Origin of the sequence: Coprococcus sp. LG101-27 (assembly GCF_027695515.1) — a bacterium.
In the GTDB taxonomy this organism is placed as follows: Bacteria; Bacillota; Clostridia; order Lachnospirales; family Lachnospiraceae; genus Allocoprococcus; species Allocoprococcus comes.
Genome location: NZ_JAQEUJ010000022.1, coordinates 19,605 through 40,545, shown reverse-complemented (window position 1 = coordinate 40,545; position 20,941 = coordinate 19,605). Strand labels below are relative to the sequence as shown.

Annotated in this window: 21 protein-coding genes; 12 read left to right on the top strand and 9 right to left on the bottom strand. The window is 41.9% G+C overall.

All coding sequences use genetic code 11. From position 1 onward, the window contains the following. Positions 1-5 precede the first annotated feature (5 nt). From melB to PG766_RS13405, 4 genes are all read right to left on the bottom strand, one after another. Positions 6-1,424 (bottom strand): melibiose:sodium transporter MelB, encoded by a 1,419-nt coding sequence (gene melB, locus PG766_RS13420; protein WP_173699459.1) that lies wholly within the window; start codon positions 1,422-1,424, stop codon positions 6-8. A 176-nt stretch (positions 1,425-1,600) separates the two neighbouring features. Continuing rightward, entirely contained in the window at positions 1,601-2,518 is a 918-nt protein-coding gene (locus PG766_RS13415; protein WP_117558031.1) for an AraC family transcriptional regulator, read from the bottom strand. Between the two features lie 196 nt (positions 2,519-2,714). Further along, on the bottom strand, positions 2,715-4,475 hold the full coding sequence (locus PG766_RS13410) for a diguanylate cyclase domain-containing protein (protein ID WP_117558033.1): 1,761 nt from the start codon (positions 4,473-4,475) through the stop codon (positions 2,715-2,717). A gap of 227 nt (positions 4,476-4,702) precedes the next feature. Further along, positions 4,703-5,461 (bottom strand): GntR family transcriptional regulator, encoded by a 759-nt coding sequence (locus PG766_RS13405; protein WP_118199480.1) that lies wholly within the window; start codon positions 5,459-5,461, stop codon positions 4,703-4,705. A 413-nt stretch (positions 5,462-5,874) separates the two neighbouring features. Here PG766_RS13405 and PG766_RS13400 point away from each other — a divergent pair, with 413 nt between their 5' ends. Then, a complete protein-coding gene (locus tag PG766_RS13400) occupies positions 5,875-6,636 on the top strand; it encodes a creatininase family protein (RefSeq protein ID WP_117824036.1) in 762 nt (253 codons plus the stop codon). Between the two features lie 12 nt (positions 6,637-6,648). Continuing rightward, the gene (locus PG766_RS13395) at positions 6,649-7,725 is read left to right on the top strand and encodes a M42 family metallopeptidase (RefSeq protein ID WP_173803222.1); all 1,077 of its coding nucleotides are present in this window, start codon (positions 6,649-6,651) and stop codon (positions 7,723-7,725) included. Between the two features lie 180 nt (positions 7,726-7,905). Here PG766_RS13395 and PG766_RS13390 read toward each other — a convergent pair whose 3' ends face one another. The 3 genes from PG766_RS13390 to PG766_RS13380 are packed head-to-tail and all read right to left on the bottom strand — an operon-like array spanning position 7,906 to position 9,901. Further along, positions 7,906-8,847: a TlpA disulfide reductase family protein gene (locus PG766_RS13390; protein ID WP_173699464.1), complete on the bottom strand. Its 942-nt coding sequence runs from the start codon at positions 8,845-8,847 to the stop codon at positions 7,906-7,908. A gap of 30 nt (positions 8,848-8,877) precedes the next feature. Continuing rightward, positions 8,878-9,768 carry a 4Fe-4S binding protein gene (locus PG766_RS13385; RefSeq protein ID WP_173699466.1) on the bottom strand — a complete coding sequence of 297 codons (891 nt, stop codon included), beginning with the start codon at positions 9,766-9,768 and terminating at the stop codon, positions 8,878-8,880. Beyond that, on the bottom strand, positions 9,761-9,901 hold the full coding sequence (locus PG766_RS13380) for a CD1871A family CXXC motif-containing protein (protein ID WP_020435933.1): 141 nt from the start codon (positions 9,899-9,901) through the stop codon (positions 9,761-9,763). The genes PG766_RS13385 and PG766_RS13380 overlap by 8 nt, the downstream gene beginning before the upstream one ends. 195 nt (positions 9,902-10,096) lie before the next feature. Between PG766_RS13380 and PG766_RS13375 the strand changes: the two genes are divergently transcribed. After that, positions 10,097-10,834: a response regulator transcription factor gene (locus tag PG766_RS13375; RefSeq protein ID WP_118219171.1), complete on the top strand. Its 738-nt coding sequence runs from the start codon at positions 10,097-10,099 to the stop codon at positions 10,832-10,834. Continuing rightward, positions 10,831-12,015: a sensor histidine kinase gene (locus tag PG766_RS13370; protein ID WP_173699468.1), complete on the top strand. Its 1,185-nt coding sequence runs from the start codon at positions 10,831-10,833 to the stop codon at positions 12,013-12,015. Before PG766_RS13375 ends, PG766_RS13370 begins: the two co-directional genes overlap by 4 nt. Positions 12,016-12,148: 133 nt before the next feature. Here PG766_RS13370 and PG766_RS13365 read toward each other — a convergent pair whose 3' ends face one another. Then, a complete protein-coding gene (locus PG766_RS13365; protein WP_173699470.1) occupies positions 12,149-12,997 on the bottom strand; it encodes a LysR family transcriptional regulator in 849 nt (282 codons plus the stop codon). A 352-nt stretch (positions 12,998-13,349) separates the two neighbouring features. On the opposite strand from PG766_RS13365, the gene PG766_RS13360 reads away from it, so the two are divergent. The 7 genes from PG766_RS13360 to PG766_RS13330 all read left to right on the top strand — a co-directional run bounded on the left by PG766_RS13360 (position 13,350) and on the right by PG766_RS13330 (position 18,582). Beyond that, positions 13,350-15,098, top strand: coding sequence for an ABC transporter ATP-binding protein (locus PG766_RS13360; RefSeq protein ID WP_173699472.1), 1,749 nt, complete (start codon positions 13,350-13,352; stop codon positions 15,096-15,098). A 2-nt stretch (positions 15,099-15,100) separates the two neighbouring features. Then, positions 15,101-16,831, top strand: a complete 1,731-nt coding sequence (locus tag PG766_RS13355; protein WP_243257282.1) for an ABC transporter ATP-binding protein — start codon at positions 15,101-15,103, stop codon at positions 16,829-16,831. A gap of 346 nt (positions 16,832-17,177) precedes the next feature. Next, positions 17,178-17,384: a helix-turn-helix domain-containing protein gene (locus PG766_RS13350; RefSeq protein ID WP_105309530.1), complete on the top strand. Its 207-nt coding sequence runs from the start codon at positions 17,178-17,180 to the stop codon at positions 17,382-17,384. 69 nt (positions 17,385-17,453) lie between these two features. Then, entirely contained in the window at positions 17,454-17,882 is a 429-nt protein-coding gene (locus tag PG766_RS13345) for a hypothetical protein (RefSeq protein WP_117558053.1), read from the top strand. Between the two features lie 52 nt (positions 17,883-17,934). Further along, complete coding sequence (locus PG766_RS13340) at positions 17,935-18,150, top strand: DUF3791 domain-containing protein (protein WP_055155951.1); 216 nt, start codon at positions 17,935-17,937, stop codon at positions 18,148-18,150. Then, positions 18,107-18,364 carry a DUF3990 domain-containing protein gene (locus tag PG766_RS13335; protein WP_227084783.1) on the top strand — a complete coding sequence of 86 codons (258 nt, stop codon included), beginning with the start codon at positions 18,107-18,109 and terminating at the stop codon, positions 18,362-18,364. Before PG766_RS13340 ends, PG766_RS13335 begins: the two co-directional genes overlap by 44 nt. Beyond that, complete coding sequence (locus PG766_RS13330) at positions 18,352-18,582, top strand: hypothetical protein (protein WP_055155952.1); 231 nt, start codon at positions 18,352-18,354, stop codon at positions 18,580-18,582. The genes PG766_RS13335 and PG766_RS13330 overlap by 13 nt, the downstream gene beginning before the upstream one ends. A 170-nt stretch (positions 18,583-18,752) precedes the next feature. On the opposite strand, the gene PG766_RS13325 is transcribed toward PG766_RS13330, so the two are convergent. Then, a complete protein-coding gene (locus tag PG766_RS13325) occupies positions 18,753-20,096 on the bottom strand; it encodes a D-serine ammonia-lyase (RefSeq protein ID WP_270590991.1) in 1,344 nt (447 codons plus the stop codon). Between the two features lie 146 nt (positions 20,097-20,242). Between PG766_RS13325 and PG766_RS13320 the strand changes: the two genes are divergently transcribed. Continuing rightward, positions 20,243-20,887 carry a type IV pilin protein gene (locus PG766_RS13320; protein WP_173699474.1) on the top strand — a complete coding sequence of 215 codons (645 nt, stop codon included), beginning with the start codon at positions 20,243-20,245 and terminating at the stop codon, positions 20,885-20,887. Positions 20,888-20,941 lie beyond the last annotated feature (54 nt).

The following is a 20,941-nucleotide window of genomic DNA, read 5'->3' as shown; positions in this document are numbered from 1 at the left end:
GACTCTTAAGCTGTCTGCTTTTTCGCATGCATTTCATTTACTTTTCTTGTGATTTCTTCCATCTTCTCACCTTTTAAAGTGTAGTATTTTTTGTAAATACCAAAGCTAGCAAATGCAAGAATGATTGGAATTACAATCATTAACACGCGAATACCCATTACTGTTGCTGCGCTCTGCGTTACCGCTTTTGCGTTGTATCCTACAATCTGAAGACCAATTCCTGTTAATCCACCTGCTGCTGCCGTAGCTGCCTTCATAAGGAATGTCTGTGCAGAGCATGTTACACTTTCATTTCGTACACCAAATTTCACTTCTCCATAGTCGATAACATCTGCCATACAGCATGTTGTTACTCCAAGTGAAAGACCTGAGCCAAAGAAAAGTAATGCACAACATACAATAACTAACACTTTGCTCTGTGGTGCTACATATCCTGCTGCACCGAGCAGTACAAATCCAACAATCGGAAGTCCGCATGCAAATGCGTATACTTTTTCACGGCTAATTTTTTCTGCAATTTTCGGGAAGCATAAAAGTCCCGCCATCTCAGCAATAATCGCAAGTCCAAAAATAGAATACAGATATTCATCATGGCATACACATTTGAAATAATATACAGCAAAGCTTTTTGCAATCTGTGTACAAAGGTTAAATGTCAAAAGTAATCCGATAAATGCAAGCAGCTGATCATTTTTTACAATTACCTGAAATGCCTGTTTCAGACTTGTCTTTTCTGCTGATATACCTAATGTTGATTCCTCTTTTACATTAAATACAGTAATGCCAATTGTAACGATGAAAATAACTGCGATAATGATTGCGAAAAGTGTATATCCTTTTTCTGCGTAGAGATTGCTCTCGCCTGCAATTTTGTTCAGGTAGTTGATAATATAAAGCCCAAATGTTGCTACTGAAAATCCTGCAAGACTTGCGAAAAATCTTGGAATTACGGATACTTTCTCACGTTCGTGCGGGTCATTTGTCAAGTTCGGAAGCCATGACCAGTAAGGGACATCCATGATCGTATAAGTCATTCCATATAAGATATACATAACGGATACATATACGTACAATGCTGTTCCTGACAGATTAAAACTGTGGAATAACAAAACAAATACAACTGAATTTACCAATGTTCCGATTACAAGCCAGATTCTGAATTTACCAAAACGTGTATGTGTATTGTCAACAATCATTCCCATCATCGGGTCATTGATCGCATCCCATATTCTTGCCACAAAAAACAGTACACCGACAAATGCCGGTGCCAGATACAATGTATCTGTAAAATAAAGCATTAAAAATGCTCCTACTAAATTGCAAATTGCATCTTTACCGATTGCCCCAATTCCAAAACATAATTTTTCTCTTGTAGACGCATATTTATATTGCGGATTTTTCTGAGTTTCTTTTTGATTTCCCATGATTCTCCTCCTCTAATACTCCTTTGTTTATTTGTTATTTGAGTGAAGAAACCTGTGCACGTGTTCCTTATGTTTGTTGATACAAGTATAGCGTACAAAAAAAACATCCGTTATACCTTTTTGTTAAGGATTATATCCCAAATGTTAGGTATTGGATGTTTTTTTAAACATTTTATCTATTCTTTTTCGATGTTTCCTACATAAATTGTTTTATGCTTCTTATATTCTTTCAGTTCATTTTGTGCACGGATCAATCGTTCTCGGGCATCCTTTCTGTTGTCATTACGATATTGGGTCGGCGTTATTCCCACTTTCTGCTTGAATATTTTACCGAAAGCAAGGGAATTACGATAGCCGCAGGAAACTGCAATCTCCTCCACAGACAGATCTGTAAGTGCGAGCTGCTCCTTTCCTCTGGAAATTCGAAATTCCGTCAAAAATTCTTTCGGAGAGATTCCAAGACTGTTCATAAATATTGTATATAAATAGCTTCGATTTAGTGCCAAATAATTTGCTATATCTTCCACTGTGATTTTCTGTGAATAGTAATTCTTTATATAGGCAATTGCTTCCTGCACATGTATGCTTTCTTTTGTATCATTCGAATATTGCTGAATTTCAATCCCACGAGCCAGTACTGAGAAAAACTGATAGAGCTTTCCCTGGAGATAATAAAGATTTTCTGCAGTTGAACACGTATGATGAAGCATTTCAAATACAATTTCTTTCAGTTCTTCCCCATATTCACACTCGCATGTAAGCTGACGACTGTTCAGTCCGAGATCTCTGACAAATCTCTGTGCCTCCGTACCACCAAATCCTACCCAAAGGTAAGACCATGGGTCCGTTTTATCTGCCTGATAAAAGGTAAGGCTTTCTGGTTCAATCAGAAAGGCCTGTCCTTCTTTCAGCGGATACTTCGTTTCACCTACCTGATAGATACCTTTGCCCTTCATTACATAATGCAAAATATAATTGGGTCTTGCGGCTGGCCCGTAGCTATGTAATGGCTTGCATTCTGCAAATCCGCAGAAACACAAATGAAAATCTTTAAACTTTGGTTTCAACAGTTGTAATACGTAAGAATCTTCCATAATCTGTATCCTCTCTTAATCCCTAAGATCACAAGCACTTTCCAGTCATGCTTACTTTTGCTGTTGCTCACTCAGCAATAGTTAGTTTAACCGTTTTCCTTATTCTATCGCAGTATCGTGTTATTCTTCCATCAGTTTTCAAACCAAGTATTAATATGAAAATAGATCATACGCTCTGTTTTTTTGCAATATTTTATTATCTTGCGAATTTATCATTGTAACGAATATGCATATCTTTCCAATCCATGAACAATACGTAAAATACCTTTCCGTATTGCGGGTTCTCTACAATTCTTCCATGATCAAGCACAGAAAAATAAGTTCCGTCAGCTTTTCGAAGATGGAAGTGAATATAGTCATTTTCATTACCACTGTCAATCTGTTCCCAGATACTTGATTCTATCTGTTGCTGTTCATCTTCCCGGATCAAGTTGCGAAAACTTTTCTTAGTAAGTCTGAACAGTTCATCTATATCTTTATATCCTGACATATGAAGAAATTCATCATTTGCAAAAAATAGTTCATCATCTTCTTTGTCAGCTCTGTATATGATGAATGCACCTGGAAGATGTTCCGCGATATCCTTGAATGCGAATCCAAGCTGTTTGCGGGCACCTGACCGAAATCCTTCTCTGTAGACCATACATCCATTTTTTCCATGAAGCTTTATTTCATAAAGAGCGGCATCTGCGCAGCGCATGAGTTGTGAACGATTGGATGCAAATGTTGGATATTCTGCATATCCTAGAGAAATATAAAATGCATGTTCCTTACCATGGTATGAGAATGATTTAGGAAGTTTGGTGAATTTCTGCAGCTGTATATCTGCTTCTGCAAAGGTACAATTTGGTAAAAGAATGCAGAATTCGTCACCACCATTTCTTCCAAGTAATGCATCGGATGGGAAAAAAGTCTTCATGCTGTCTGCAAGATTCTTTAATGCCCTGTCTCCGTAATTATGTCCATAGATATCATTAATAAACTTGAAATCATCGATATCAAGGAGCGCAGCCACAAAATGTGCTTTTGGATTTTTTTGAATCATTTTTTCTGCAAATTCATCAAATCCATAGCGGTTATAAATATTTGTAAGAGAATCTGTGCGCGCCAGTATCTGAAACTTTTTCTTATGTTCTTTTGCTACTAACCATACTCTGGTAAGAACTGACAGGAGAAGGCTTATTGTAAGAAATATTCCGATGATGATTATCAATAATGTGGCATTTCTCCATCCACTTTTAGGAGTTACTTCAAATTTCCAGTTTTCATCTCCTATTGTAAATGTATAAGAAACAGGACGATTTATTTGCCCATCTGATTGATAAACCACTTTATAAGTATCACTCCATGGAGCGTCTGTTTTTGAAATTTTGTATTCGTATCCAAAATTTGAAAGTGCACTGATTGAATCTGAAAAAATATCCGGAACACGCAGGATAACAATAGTAAATCCCCAGAAATACTCATGTCCATTTTTATCTTTCAGGTATACGGGATTGCGGACTGCAATTCCATATCCTCCCTGTTTTAATTTGAAGGGTCCCTGCGTAATGATTGTATGGTTGTCTCTTGCGTAACAGGAAATTTTTCCGCGGTCTTTATCATGGATCAAATCAATCTTACCTGCCTCCTTTTCATTAGCCGGATAAATATCTGTAACAACACCATTAGGAGCGAGCTGTACACTTTCAATAGAATCAGACATAAGATTTCCTGCAATTGTTTCAAACTGATGGATTTCGCCATCTTCACTTATTAAGATTTGCTTCAAGGTATCTGTGATCTCAATTCCATTTGTAATTTCATTCTTTATTCGTTCGCCATAGGTGGCTACGTTTAATTGTGCTGTTATGTGTCTCTGCTCTTTTTCGTGGGTGTCTGTTTTGTATACAATCAAACTAACAAAGCATATGCCCAGTAAAAAAATAATAAGAGGCACAAGTGTTTTCTTTTTCACTTGGTTCACCTCATTTTGTCCATGGGAATTATTATAATAAAGCATTATATCACAGAAGCTGAAAAACAGAATAAGTTTTATGAAAAAACGGACTGTGCATAATCCTTATACATGAAATGAAAGAAATCCTTGCTGATGAAGTCGATCCAAAAGACAAAAGAAACATATTATGACCCCTCAAACCAAACCCTCAAGTTTGCCCCTCAAACCATTATCAATGAAACGGATCAAAAGCTCTGTTCTTTCATGAGTGAAAGTCTATATACACGTCTGCCGGTTTCTTCATAATGCTGATCCAGAAGATCACAGGTTGTCTGGAGATCGTTAATCCGGATGGCCTCCAACAGACATTGGTGTGTCCATACTGCAGTGCCTCCGTTATAAGAGGTATTTGGATCCGGTGTGTTTGATTCTAAGCATTTAGCATTCTGAAGCGTTTCAGCATCTCCGCTTAACAGTCCAAAGTGATTGGCATTCTGAACCGAGAGGAACATGGCACCATTCAGTGGACTCAGCAGCTCCCACATTTTAGTCAGTCGGTTAAGCTGGGCAGAGCGAATGATCTGCAGGTGGAATGTCTCATCTGCACGAACAGCCTTCATAGTATTGCCTTCGAGAATAGCCTTTCGAAATTCTTCAATACTGGCTTCCATTATCATGAGACTATAGTCACTAAGGAGGCAGTTACTTTTTTGGATTGCCAGTTTTTCAAGGCTGCCGCGCAGAAAAAAGACTTCATAAGCGTCTTGTGGAGAAAGCAGTGCGACTGTACATCCTTTGTTAGGACAGTAATCGACTAAACCTTCGACGGCGAGCTGTCGGAGTGCTTCGCGCACAGGACCTCGGCTGAGTCCGAATTTCTTGGCAATTTCAGCCTCTACCAGTTTTTCTTGAGGCTGAAGGATCCCATTGATGATCTGCTCCCGCAGAGATTCAAGAACAATTTCTGATGTAGTAGTATTTGATATTTTTCGTTGTTTCTGCATATTTACCTCATAAAATTTTCAGAATAAGTACCCGTTTTCAATAGGTGCACTTGGTTCGTAGTAGAACATACCGCCAATTTTTCGCATGTTTCATTTCCTTACTCATTAATAGAAAAGATTACACGGATGTCTTTTGTCCGTTAGCAAAAAACTTATTATAATTATAGTGAATTGTTAACAAAAACGAAAGTATTATTTCCGTTGTTAACATTAAATTGAAATTGTTGACAATCCTATTAGCCTAGACTATACTTGTTTTATCAAGAGTGGCTCGGGAATTCTGCATTGTCATAAAAAAATCCTAAAGGGGAATAGGAAGCAACGCAGTAATTGATGGATGTCGGACTGTCTGGTTTCCGAATAGTCCGATTTTCAGCAGAGAAGAATAATTATTAGTAGGAAGGAGAGAAATTATGAGACTTACAAATTTGACTTGGCCGAAAGCTCAGGAATATTTTGAAAAAAACGATATGGTACTTATTTCTATCGGCAGTATTGAGTGTCACGGTCGTCACATGCCACTAGGAACCGATACACTGATTCCGGAGCATTTGTTGGAGAAAATCGAGAAGAAGAGTGATGTTTTGATTGCTCCGACGATTCCGTATGGTTCCTGCCAGTATTTAGCTCCGTATCCGGGTACAATTGATATTGACAATGAGGTACTCTATCAGTTTTGCCGTCAGATTTTTCTGAGTCTGTATCGTCACGGCGCAAGAAAATTCGTTTTCCTGAACGGACATGGTGGAAACATCAAGATGATTGAACGTCTTGGCATGGAATTCGAAGATAAGGGCTGTCTGGTGGCTATGCTTAACTGGTGGCTGATGGCATGGGATATGAACCCGGCGTGGAAAGGCGGCCACGGCGGTGGTGAGGAAACAGCTGCGATTCTTGGAATTGATCCGTCTTTAGTTGATAAGAGTGAGATAGGCGGTGAACTCCAGTTTAAGCACCTGTCTGAAAATCTGAAGACAACCGGTTTCTGTTCTGTTGAGTTCAAGGGAGTTAACGTTGATATTATACGCAATACTCCGCATGTAACAGACAACGGCTGGATCGGACCGGATCATCCGAATACCGCTACAGAAGAGTGGGGCAAGGAGATGCTTGAGACCACAGCAAACTATATTGTTGATTTCATGGAAGAATTCAAGAAAATAAAACTTTCATAAAGAGGTGTCAGAATGGATAAAAAAACAACGCTTGAAATGATTGCAGCAATTTCAAATGCAAACGGTACATCCGGTTTCGAAGATGAAGTGGTTGCAGCGATTCGTCCTTACGCAGAAGGACTCGGAGAAATTACAGAAGATCGCATGCGCAACCTGTATATCCGCCGTAAAGAAAATAACGGCAAACGTCCGGTTGTTCAGCTTGACGCACATAGTGATGAGGTTGGTTTTATGGTGCAGGCTATCTGCCCGAACGGAACTCTCCGCATCATTCAGATCGGAGGTTGGGTTAACCACAATATTCCGGCTCATAAAGTCTTGGTTCGCAACCGGTTCGGAGAATATATTCCGGGACTTACTGCCAGCAAGCCTCCGCATTTCATGACAGAGCAGGAGCGTAAAGCTCCTCTGGATATGAAAGATATCACGGTTGATGTTGGCGCTGTTTCTAAAGAAGAGGCGGTTGAAAAGTTCGGCATTCGTATCGGTGAACCGGTAGTGCCGGATGTGACATTTACATATTCAGAAACCACCGATCTGATGGTGGGCAAGAGCTTTGACTGCCGTCTGGGATGTGCGGCAATTCTTAAGACCATGCATACCCTGGCTGGTCAGGAGCTGAATGTGGATATTGTTGGCGCTTGTGCAGCACAGGAAGAAGTTGGTGTACGCGGTGCCACTGTGACAGCACAGGTAATTAAGCCGGATATCGCAATTGTTTTTGAAGGCTGCCCGGCAGATGATACCTGCGTTGAGTCGTATATGGTTCAGACAGCTATCAAGCGAGGACCGATGCTGCGTCACATTGATGCCCGTATGATCACCAATCCGCACTACCAGAGATATGCGCTTGATTTAGCAGAAAAACTTGGCATCCCGGTTCAGGATTCAGTTCGCAGTTCCGGTTCAACCAATGGTGCGGCTATACATCTGACTGAAAAAGCAGTTCCGGTCATCGTTATCGGTGTTCCGGTTCGCTATGCGCACACACATTACGGAATTTCAGCTTATGCTGATTTTGATAATGCGGTTAAGCTGGCATGTGAAATTCTTAAAAGACTTGACGAAGAGCAGATTATGAGTTTTTAAATACAATACATTAAAAAAATTCTGGATTTTATGCAGGAGCTGAGATAAGCAGAAACTGCATAAAATCCATTTTTTATCTTCGTTGAAAAGATTTCGGGTGAGATAACACCTATCGGTGGTCTGCCCCAAATGTGCTCAACCTTTGTCAGCCTCATTTAGCATACATCTTCAGTAAATGAATTATTTCTGGTCCAGTACGGACTGAATCTGCTTCATCAGCTGATCGTAGTTTGACTGATCGTCAATGCCACCCATGAAAGGTTCGCCAATGATATTTCCGTCTTTATCTACGAGAACTGTTGTCGGGAATGCCATAATGTTTCCTGCATATTTTCCAACTGTTGAATTAGAATCGAAAGTCAGGTTCTTGTAGGAAGCGCCTTGAGCTTTCAGGATTTCTTTTGCCTCTTTAATTCCGGCTTCATTGTTGTCTAAAGTATCCGTGTTGATACCAACAACTTCGCCACCCATTTCTTTGAGTTTCTCATTTAATTCATTCAGCTTAGAGAGCTCTCCGACACATGGCTTGCATCCGCTGAACCAGAAGTTTACAACTGTAACTTTGTTTTTAGCGAAAAGACTGTCATCTACATCGTTTCCATCCAGATCTTTTCCTTTGAAACCTTTGAATACAGCTGTGGATTCGTCTGATTTGGAGGAAGAGCTGTCAGAGGAATCGGATGCAGCAATCTCTTTCTCAAGCTTGGCAATTTCTTCTTCAATTCCGCGGATTGTCTCGATGTCTTTGCACAGAGTTTCATATTCTTCTTCAGAGAAAGAATCTTTGTTAGATTCCACTGTGTTTGCGAGGGAATCAGCATAGTTTTCGCTCATGGCATCACCGGCAGCGTTCTTGTTCATAAGACCAAAGGCTTTGTCCCATGCATCTTTGTGATCAGCAAAAAGCTGGTTTTCCTGCTGGTAAAGGTCATCCCGTTTTTTGTTCAGCTCGTCTGCGCTGCCCATTTCTGTTGTGGAAGAAGATTCCTGTTTTGTGTTTGTATTGTCTGTTGAGGAGGAATTTCCGCAGCCTGTAAACGCAAAAAGTACAGAAATGGCAAGGGATGCAGCAATTACCTTTTTTAATTTCATTGAGTTTGTTCTAAGTGTTTTGTTTTTCATGATTTTAAATCTCCTTTAAATTACGTTTTATTAGTTTTTATTTTCAGCCTGTTTCTTAGTTGAAAATCCGTAATGATAGCAGATTGCATCAGTCGGACAGGCTTTCATACATTCTCCGCATCGGATACACTCCGGATGGTTTGGTGTGTCTACTACATTGATATCCATCTTACAGACACGACTACATTTCTGGCAGCCAACACATTTCTCATGATCAACCTGAATCTTAAGAAAAGATACCTTGTTAAACAGTGAGTAAATAGCACCCAGCGGGCAGATCCATTTACAAAATGGACGGTAAAACAAGATGCTCAGGATGATAAAAAGCGCAAGGATTGTGAACTTAAATGTAAATAAATGTCCGAGTGCGGCACGGATTCCTGAGTTGGCAAGTGCCAGCGGAATTGCGCCTTCAAGTACGCCCTGTGGGCAAATGTATTTGCAGAAGAAAGGATCTCCCATACCAAGTGAATTGGTTACAAATGCCGGAAGTAGTATAACAAAGACGACCAGAATCACATATTTCAGATACCGCAGAGGCTTCAGTTTTGCGGTGGAAAGTTTCTTGCCCGGAATCTTATGCAGCAGATCCTGGAACCATCCAAACGGACAGAGGAATCCACAGATAAACCGTCCTAACAGAACACCTAACAGGATGAAAAATCCGGTGATGTAGTAGGTGAATTTGAATTTTGAAGAACCGACCACGGCTTGAAAAGCTCCAATCGGACAGGCACCTGTGGCGGCAGGACAAGAGTAACAGTTTAGTCCTGGGACGCACATCGTTTTTACATTTCCCTGATAAATTTTCCCTTTAAACAGATTCGGGATGTGAATGTTGGTCAGCAGTGTAGCAGCTGCCTGAATCCATCCGCGGAAGCGGGCCAGAAAGTTTTTGTTTGATTTCATTTTCTTATCCAATTCCAACACACTCCATACATAATTTTATTGCCTTACTAAGTACAACCGCTGCTTCTCCGCGGAAGATCCCGACAAGGAAAAACACCAGACCGGCTGCAAGTAAAAGAATCTGTGTTGCTTTTTCAGATTTCATTAAAATACTCCTTTCAATGTTCAAAGTCTATTTATTGTTACTGTTCACTCCCGTGTCAATCACTCCGCTGATTGACACGGAGGATGCATGTTTTGGCTTGAATGCATCTCGCCCTATCGCCAAAGGCGATTTAAAATGGCGAGATGCGTTGCTGGTCGCACATCGTGTGAACAGTAACCGTTTATTGACCTTTCGATGTTTGCATTATACAATAGAGGGTGTAAAATTCCTGTTAAGAAAATGGAGAAAAATAAATTGAGATTATTAGTTGTTGAAGATGAGAAGAAATTATGTGATATGATTGCGAAAAGTCTGCACCAGGCAGGATATGAGGTAGACACGTGTAATGACGGAGAGGAAGCACTGGATATGATCTATGCGGAAATGTATGATTTGATCGTGCTTGATCTTAACCTTCCGGGGATGGATGGGATGGATATTCTCCGGGAACTTCGAAAGGAAAACGAAGAGACAAAGGTATTGATTCTGTCTGCGAGAAGTCAGATCGCTGATAAGGTTGACGGTCTTGATGCGGGGGCAAATGATTATATGGAAAAACCCTTTCATCTGCAAGAGCTGGAAGCCCGTGTGCGAAGTCTGACAAGAAGAAAGTTTGTACAAAAAAATGTCTGTCTGGAATGTGGCAGTCTTCGTTTTGATACAAGAGAAAGGACTGCATATGCAAAAGACAAGCCGGTTGCATTGACAAGAAAAGAGAATGGAATTCTAGAGTATCTTCTTTTGAATCAGGGAAGACCGGTCAGTCAGGAAGAACTGATCGAGCATGTCTGGGATTCTTCTGTGGATAGTTTCAGCGGCTCGATCCGAGTGCATATGTCTTCTCTGAGAAAGAAACTGAAAGCCGGGCTTGGTTATGATCCGATCGTGAATAAGATCGGTGAGGGGTATAAGATAGGAGGTGGTAAAGCATGAAAAAAATATCACTCCAGTGGAGACTGACGATTCTTACGACCGTGCTGATCACAGTATTGTGTGGATGCCTTACATTTTTCCTATATAAGAACGGAGTCTATTATATTGACACGCTTCAGGAGACTGTTACGGATCAAAGTGCCGCACCGGAGGCAGTGTATATTGATATTCCGGATAATGAATGGGATGATTTTGCAGCGCAGTTTGCTACGAAGGTTTATAATTCGAAATCAGATTATAGAAACAGAAGTCTTCTGATTACTGTTGTCGTGGCACTGATTGGTGGCGCAGTTACATTTTTTGTCAGCGGCAGGGCATTAAAACCACTCAAAGAATTTTCAGAGACAGTAGAAAAGGTTCAGGCACAGAATCTGGCGGATTATACGATTGAAGAGAATAGAATCGCAGAATTAGACCGACTTCGTACTTCTTATAACAAGATGCTTTTGCGACTTTCGGAATCATTTGAGACACAGCGTCAGTTTACAGGAAATGCAGCACATGAGTTACGTACTCCACTGGCTTTAATCCAGGCACAACTGGATCTATACCATACAACAGAACATCCGGAGAGTACCGCAGTGGCAGAAGAGACAATTCAGATGGTAACGGAGCAGAATGAACGTCTTAGCAAGTTGGTCCGAACGCTTTTGGATATGAGCGAATTACAGACCGTATCGCGAAATGACAGAATTGAGCTCCATAGTCTGATCGAGGAAGTGCTGACAGATCTGGAACCTCTGGCACAGGAAAAAAAGGTTGAACTGATACAGAGGTCACAGGGAGCAGGAGCAAAGGCATATGAAGAATTATTTTTGACAGGAAGTGATATTCTGATTTACAGAATGCTATATAATCTTGTTGAAAATGCAATTAAATATAATCGGGAAGATGGAACCGTTACGGTATCAGCAATAAGGAAGAAGAACGAAGTTGTTCTGACGGTTTCGGATACAGGAAATGGAATTGACGAAGCATTCAGGGAGCAAATCTTCGAACCGTTCTTCCGGGTAGATAAGTCAAGAAGCCGGGAACTCGGAGGTGTGGGGCTTGGCCTTGCGATGGTGCGGGAAGTTGTGCGGGTTCATGACGGAACGATTGAAGTTTATACAAATAAGCATAGCGGGACGACATTTGAAGTGAAAATGGGTATAGGGGCAGACTTTGAAAAAGCAGTATAATCGGAAAACAATTCGCAAATCGATCATACTGATGTTTATCGCTTCCACCTGCCAGAACATGGAGAATCCGTCTTACAATTCACTTACCGTATCAAAAATAAACCAAGGATTATTATTTTTGATACGGTTTAAATTATTTCAGACAGACATCCATAAAATCCTGCACTACCGCCGTCGGCTTCCGCCCCTTCTGCCAGATCAGAAGGATCTTCGTCACCAGATCCGGTTCATCAAGCACCTGACAAGCCAGCCCTTCGCAAAGCGGCTCCATGGACTGCGGGAAGATCGCCGTGGCAAGCCCTTCCTTCACCCAGAGGGTAGCGCCCCTGGCATCATCACACAGGCAGAACACCTCCGGAACCAGATTCTGCGCGTGAAATGCATCCATAATCAGCTTTTCATAGCGCCGGTAGAGAATTAACGGTCTGTGGACTAAATCTTCAAGAATGAGCGATTTTCTCCTTTCTGAAGGCATCTCCGGATTGGAGACAGCGATCATCGGCTCCGAATGCAGAACTGCGGACTCCACATCATCCAGCCGGAGCGGCGTGCGGACAACCGAAATATCGATGATCCCTTCCTGAAGATAATCATATAACGTATACGTGATCCCGTCGTGAACCTCAAAATTCACGTCGGGATTTTTCTTTGAAAATTCTGCGATAAACGGCATGACTGTGCCGACCGTCGTCGGCGTGATCCCGATTCTCAGAACCCTTTTTTTACCCGTTTGGGACACCTCAAGCTCTGTCGATCTGGCATAATCCAGAAGGCTCGCCGCACGGTCATACAAAAGCTTACCTGCCGCCGTCAGGATCACCCCTTTATGGGTACGCTCAAACAGCTGCACGTTCAGTTCATTTTCCAACTGCCTGATCTGATAGCTGAGGGGCGGCTGTGACATATTGAGCTTTCTCGCCGCTTCATTGATGCTTCCCGTATTCGCGATTTCCCGGAAATATTCCAGCTGTCTGAGTTCCATTTTCTTTTTTCCCTCCGTTTAGTTATATGATGATACCAGGGTCAAAAGGTCAGAAAGCCGATGCAAGCTTGCTTGCAAGAGGATTTTTGACCTCTTGACCCGCCAAAAACATGAGTAAGTAGCCATTTTTCAAAGAAAAATGAGCGGATTACGAATGTTTTTGAGGATTGCGAGAGTGCAAAGCACATAGCAATCTGGTATCAAATAGGTCAAAATACCTTTTGCCACTCACATTGTTATACTTTTTTTATATTAAGCTGTCATAAAAACAATATTATTCATATTGATGGTAGCGCATTATAATGAGTAGGTCAAGAAAAAACTAAGAAGTAAAGAACAGGAGTGAGTGTGTTTGAAGAAACTTTGGGTTTATCTGAAAGAATACAAGACAGAAAGTATTCTTGCACCATTATTCAAACTGCTGGAAGTCGTATTTGATCTTTTGGTTCCGGTGGTTGTCGCCAAGATCATTGATATTGGTATTGCAAACAATGACCACGGCTACATCGTAAAGATGTTCCTGGTGCTGATCCTCATGGCTGCAGTCGGTCTTAGCTGCAGTTTTACCGCACAGTATTTTGCTGCAAGAGCGAGTGTCGGCTGTGCAACCAATTTAAGACAGGCCGTATTTGACCACATTCAGGGCTTTTCATTTACCGAACTTGATACGATCGGTACGGACACCCTGATCACACGGATGACCGATGATATCAACCAGGTCCAGAACGGCATCAACATGGGACTTCGTCTTCTTCTGAGAAGTCCGTTTATCGTAATCGGTTCGATGATCATGGCATTTACGATCAACTTTAAATGTGCGCTGGTATTCGTTGTGGCGATCCCTCTTTTATTTGTCGGCGTCATTTTCATTATGCTGGTCAGCATCCCGCTTTTCAAAAAAGTGCAGGCTGCCCTGGACCGTGTCACAGGACTTACCCGTGAGAATCTGACAGGTGTCCGCGTGATCCGCGCATTTTGCCGCGAAGAAGAGTCGGTAAATGAATTTGAAAAGAGCAACACCGAACTGACCAGGTTAAATGAATTTGTCGGAAGAATTTCCGCCCTGTTAAATCCATTTACCTACGTGTTGATCAACATTGCAACTGTCATCCTGATTGCAAGAGCAGGACTCCAGGTCAATCTCGGAACCATGCATCAGGGACAGGTTGTCGCGCTTTACAACTACATGGCACAGATGATCGTCGAACTGATCAAGCTGGCTTCCCTGATCATTACACTGAACAAGGCGATGGCATGTGCAGACCGTGTAGCCGGTGTCCTGGATATCAGGACTACCATGCATTATCCGGAAACTCCTTCTGCAAAGGCAAATCCTTCTGCAAATGAAGTTGAATTCGACAAGGTATCCTTCACCTATGCAGGTGCCGGTGCATCAAGCCTTTCTGATATCAGTTTCTCTGTAAAAAAAGGGCAGACAGTCGGTATCATCGGTGGTACCGGATGCGGAAAATCCACTCTGGTCAGCCTGATCTCCCGTTTCTATGATGTAACCTGCGGAACCGTTAAACTGAATGGACGCAATGTAAAAGAGCTTACCAATCAGGAAATCCACGACAAGGTCGGAATCGTACAGCAGCGCTCCGTCCTTTTCAAAGGCAGCATCCGCGATAACATGAAATGGGGCAATGAAAATGCATCTGACTCCGAGATCTGGGATGCACTGAAAGTTGCACAGGCAAAAGAAGTCGTAGAAGGAAAAGACGGACAGCTTGATTTCATGCTCGAGCAGAACGGAAAGAACCTTTCCGGTGGACAGCGTCAGCGTCTTACCATTGCCCGCGCTCTTGTGAAAAAGCCGGAAATCCTGATCCTCGACGACAACTTAAGCGCACTTGATTTTGCAACTGACGCAGCACTTCGGAAAGCCCTCGCAGGACTGGAAGGAGAGACAACAACCTTCCTGGTATCCCAGAGGGTTGCAGGCATCCGCCAGGCAGACAAGATTTTAGTATTAGATAATGGAGAACTCGCCGGATCCGGTACACATGATGAACTTATGAAATCCTGCGAAGTTTATCGTGAGATCTATTTCTCACAGTTCCCGGAAGACCGTGCAAAATATGAAAGAGGGGAGATGTAGGTATGAAAAAAGACAGTGTAATGAAAAAGCTTTTTAAATATATCGGAAAATACTGGATCCTCCTGATCCTCAGCATCATCCTTGCCGGAATATCAGTGGTTCTTCAGCTTTATGTGCCGGTTCTCTTCGGTAATGCGATCGATGAGATCGTAGCAGCGCACAATGTAGACTTTACCCAGATGTGGCTCTATCTGAAGCAGATTCTTCTGTTCGTAGTGATCGCTGCAGCCGCAATCTGGATCATGAACCTTGTCAATAACCGCATGACCTATCATATTGTACAGGATATCCGATCCCAGGCAATCCGCCACATCCAGAAGCTTCCGCTTTCTTATCTGGACCAGCACAGCACCGGCGATATTGTGAGCCGTATCATTGCCGATACCGATATCCTTTCTGACGGATTACTGCTCGGATTTACCCAGTTATTTTCCGGCGTTGTGACCGTTGTTGTAACCTTGATCTTCATGTTTTCCAAGAACGTGTGGATCACTTTGATGGTCATCCTTCTGACACCACTCAGCTTCCTGGTGGCAAAATTTATTTCCTCACGCTCTTTTACCATGTTTAAAAAGCAGAGTGAAACCCGTGGAAAACAGACTGCTCTGATCGAGGAAATGATCGGAAATCAGAAGGTTGTCAAGGCATTCGGATATGAGGACAAGGCTTCAAAGCGTTTTGATGAGATCAATAAAGAACTCAAAGAATACAGCCAGAAAGCCGTATTTTACAGCAGCCTTACCAATCCGTCCACCCGTTTCGTAAACAACATTATTTACGCTGCCGTAGCGCTTGCAGGTGCATTCCTGATCCCGCTTGGAGCCCTGACTGTCGGCGGTCTTTCCGTACTGCTTTCTTACGCGAACCAGTACATGAAGCCATTCAACGACATTACATCCGTAATCACGGAAATGCAGAACGCCCTTGCATGTGCGACACGTATCTTTGACCTCTTAGAAGAACCGGAAGAAGTAAACGATTCTTCTGAAGTACTTGAAAAGGTGGATGGAAATGTGGATATCGACCACGTAGATTTCAGCTATGACAAGAGTAAATCTCTGATTGAAGACTTTAACCTTCAGGTTGAACCTGGTATGCGTATTGCGATCGTAGGTCCTACCGGATGCGGAAAAACAACATTTATCAACCTCCTGATGCGCTTCTATGACGTGAATTCCGGAAAAATCTGTATCGACGGTAAACCGATCGATGAGATTTCCCGACATTCACTCAGAAAGAGCTTCGGTATGGTGCTTCAGGATACCTGGATCAAATCCGGTACTGTCCGTGAAAATATCAGCTTCGGAAAACCGGATGCCACGGATGAAGAAATCATCCAGGCAGCAAAAGAAGCAAAAAGCTGGGATTTCATCCGCAGACTTCCGCAGGGACTTGATACCGTCCTGCATGAGGACAGCATCAGTCAGGGACAGAAACAGCTCCTGTGTATCACAAGAGTTATGCTCTGTCTGCCGCCAATGCTGATCCTGGACGAAGCGACTTCAAGTATCGATACCCGTACCGAACTGCAGGTACAGGAAGCATTTGATAACCTGATGAAAGGTCGTACAAGCTTTGTCGTTGCACACCGTCTGTCTACGATCCGCAACGCTTCCCTGATCCTCGTCATGAAAGACGGTAAGATCATTGAGCAGGGAACCCATGAAGAACTGCTGAAAGAAGGCGGCTTCTACAGTCATCTGTATAACAGCCAGTTCCAGGCAGTGTCATAAAAGGATAACGGTGCTAGAGCGGATTCGTCGGAAACATCCAAAACAGTTAAGGATGGATTCATGGAAGCACCAGATGGTGAGATTCCATTTGATTAATTCAGAATAAATGGTTGGAGAGGCTGCCCTTTGCCGGGGCATCCTCTTTTCCATTTTACAGAAGAAATCAAAAATTACAGGTATTCGACCTAACGAAATCGTGATATAATGAGTGCAAGAGAGCCAACATGCTTGCATGATTGGCGAACGGCGAATTGGATCATGATAGTTGCGAAGCAACGGTAAGCACCGAAGGTGCGAATCATGATATAATCAAAATATATTTGAATGAGAAATATGGAGGTAGCTTATGGGCGTAAGTTATAACAGATTGTGGAAAATGCTCATAGATAAAAATATGAAACGGATAGAGATGCAGTACCTCACTGAAATCAGTGGAAATATTCTTGCCCGGATGGGGAAAAATCAGTATGTATCAATGGAGACGATTGAGAAGATCTGCAAGAAGCTAGACTGCACTGTTGATGAGATGATGGAATTTACAGATGATGAGTAACAGGAGGTTAACTTCCCGTTTATCGGGAAGTCGCAGAGAACGAAAAAACGGTATTTGGAGGTATTCACTATGAAAAAGATTATAACCGTAATGCTTTGCATTGTGCTAGTTCTTCTCTTTGCCGGATGCGGAAAAGACGGCGATACATCAAAAGTGGAAATTGATTATGGAACATCTTCCGTTTATTCAAAAGAAGAAATAGACTCTGCCATTGAGATTATAAAAAAGCAGTTCACTTCGTTTGAGGGCTGTGAATTGCATAGCCTTTCTTATATGCCTGATGAAGAATGCAACAATGCAGATAACATTGAATGGATGAACAATTTAAGAACGGATGATAATAAAGAAGCCTTTACGCAATGTATTGCATTTGAAAGCAGTTTCCGTTCGCCGGAAAAAGGTGGCGGTGCATGGGAAGCTAACGAAGAATACACTTGGTCATGGTGGCTTGCACGGAGTGAAGGCGGAGAATGGAATCTGATGACTTGGGGTTATTGATAAGAGTAAAAAATTCCAGTATTATTGGCCAAGAAATTAAGGAGGATTCATTATGAGTGAGAAAACAGAGATTACTTTCATGCAAACAAGATTAATCCGGCTTGCTTCAGAAGAGTGGCATTTACCTGTTGAACAGATTATCCACTTGTTTAAAGAAGCCGATGTTCTTGGATATATAGAAAAATGCTATGGGATTTTTCATTGTGAAGGTGATGAAGCTGTGCTTGAAGATATTACTGAATTTTTGCAAAGAAATGGCAAGGTATGATATCATTGCAGGAAAGATTGCGGATGATGCAACAAACGCTACCCTTACTGCTTATCTTGCCGGGGCTTTCGGGACAGCAGGCGATAAGGAAGCAGACGATTTCTGCATTAGACAGTTGCTGCCCAATAAACTAAAAGATCAATATTGCTTCAAAACAGAATCCGCTATTGAGTGTCTGAAATTTGTGAAAGGTGAGAAGATATGGCTGAAGTAACAATTCCAAAAGAAAAACTGGATTATACAATCGACCTTCTTATCGCTATGGTGACAGAAGAAATCGCAGAAGAGACGGGCAAGGACAGAAAAGAGGTATTGACAGATTTTCTATGTTCAAAGACAGGAAAAGCACTGTATGATGAGAAAACAAAACTGTGGTGCAATGGTCCGGCATATATAACCGAATTGTATAGGGAAGAATTAAAGAAATCCTGATATGGAATGTGAGTTTAAATTTATACAACAATGGCGAGCAAAACTTTTATTCCATATAGAGCAACAATTAAATATTTCAAAAACGCTGAGGTCAACATTTCCTAATCATGGAACAATGACCTCAGTTTTTTTATACCAGAAATCGGCATTCATGAATCAGCCGGTTCTTTTTATTTCTCCAGATACGTGTTTTTGTATTCTTCACGAATTGCTTCCGGCACAAGACTTCCGCCTGTTGCCCATGCAATGTGTGTCGCATTTTTCATTTTCTCTTCAAGATGATTCTCCTGTAAATATTTATGTGCAGATTCATTCCTTTCAATCTGTATTGGTCCTTCAAAAGAAGCACAAGCACTTGGCTCAAGGAAAATGTTCTCTGTTCCGAGAAGGTCTCTCATGTAATCATATAATTTTCCATCGCGGATAGTAAATTCGCCGCCAAGCAGATTCTTCATTACTCTGCCTACAAATCCAGAAGGACGTCCCACGGCAAGCCCATCTGCATGGGTAAGTCCGGTAAGCCCAATATCCTGTACGGAAATCTCCTGGTTCAGTCCGGTTGCCATTCCGACTAGCATACACGGTGCCTGTGTCGGTTCTATGAAAAAGCAGTGTACATAATCTCCGAACAGCAGCTTAAGTCCAAAGCATACACCACCCGGTGCTCCACCTACTCCGCAGGGAATATATACAAAGAGTGGATGTTCCTCGTCTACTGCAACATTCTTTTCTTCCAACTGCTTTTGCAGGCGTTTTGCCGCTACTGCATAACCAAGAAAGAGTGTTTTTGAATTTTCATCATCCACAAAGTAGCTGTTCGGATCTGCATCAGATAAAGCACGTCCGTTTTTCACCGCTTCACTATAATCTGACTCATATTCCTTTACTGTTACCCCGTGGCTTCTGAGCAAGTCTTTTTTCCACTGTTTCGCATCTGCTGACATGTGTACGATCACCTGATAGCCAACTGCTGCACTCATGATTCCGATACTCAGTCCAAGGTTTCCGGTGGAACCCACCTGAATGGTATACTTTTTGAAAAACTCTCTGCATTCTTCACTCGCCAGTTTCTCATAATTGTCTTCCAGACTCAAAATCCCATGCTCTAATGCAAGTTCTTCTGTGTGCTTCAAAATCTCATAAATACCGCCGCGTGCCTTGATCGAACCGGCGATCGCCAGATGGCTGTCCTGCTTTAATAATAAGTTCCCTTCCAGATTGCTGTCGTATTTCTCATTCAGCAAATCCTTCATCTTCGGAACCGGTGTCAGAACAGATTCGATGATTCCGTTTCTCTCTTTTGTTTCCGGGAAACATTTCATAATGAACGGTGCAAAACGCTCTAGTCTGCGCTCCGCATCTTCTACATCTTCCATACCAAGTTCGATCTGTTCCATTGCTTCCCCACAAGCTGTTTTGTCCGGATTTTTCCAGAACACCTCTTTTTCACTACAGATCTCCTTCAAAATCGGAGTCTTTTCCTCCAGCATTTTCAAATCAACCATTGCTTTCATACCTCTCTTTCCATGACTTGATTCATATCTATATATTACCTTATTTCTTGTATTCTGATTACCATATTTGTCTTGACCATTCTTCAATCAGAATGTATTATATCATTATAAAAAATTGCATCTATACACATTTTAACATATTTTTAATGGGAGTGATTTTCATAAAAACAATTCATAAAAAACACGGCTTTACACTTGTAGAACTCATTGTTGTACTATCTATTCTTACAATACTGGCAACACTGCTAATTCCGTCTTTGACAGGATATATTGAAAAAGCAAAAAAGCAGGCTGTTTTAACTGAGGCAAAAGAAGTCTGGACTGCTACTCAGGCTGCTTTGTCCGAATGTTATGCTATGTACCCGGAAAGCTTTGAAGAATCTTGCAAGTTTACCTCCACAATCGGCGGCGAAAAGATGACAAAGCTCGGAAGAATATCAAACGGTGCATTAAATGCTCTTCAAAGGAATCCCAAAGATCAGACCGAGGTCAATACATCCAGCCGGCGAGTTGCAAGACAAGTACTTATTTATCTGGAAAGTGCAGATAAAAATGCAAAACCGCGCTATACATTCGGCAATGGTGCGATTCCTACCGGGAACAGCAGACCAAGCAACTATTTTAAAGACAAACCGACTTCAAAAGATATCCTTATTCAGATTTTCCATACGAAAAAAGGGAAAGTCGTTGCACTCAATTTTGGAAAAAATGGATACATGGTAACCATGATCGCAGGAAAAGAACCAACCATTGTTAAAGATGGAAATTGTCTTCCATCCTCTGAAAAATAAGCGAATAAAAGAAAAGCGACACTGCAAAACCACATGCTAAGGGAGTTCTGCAGT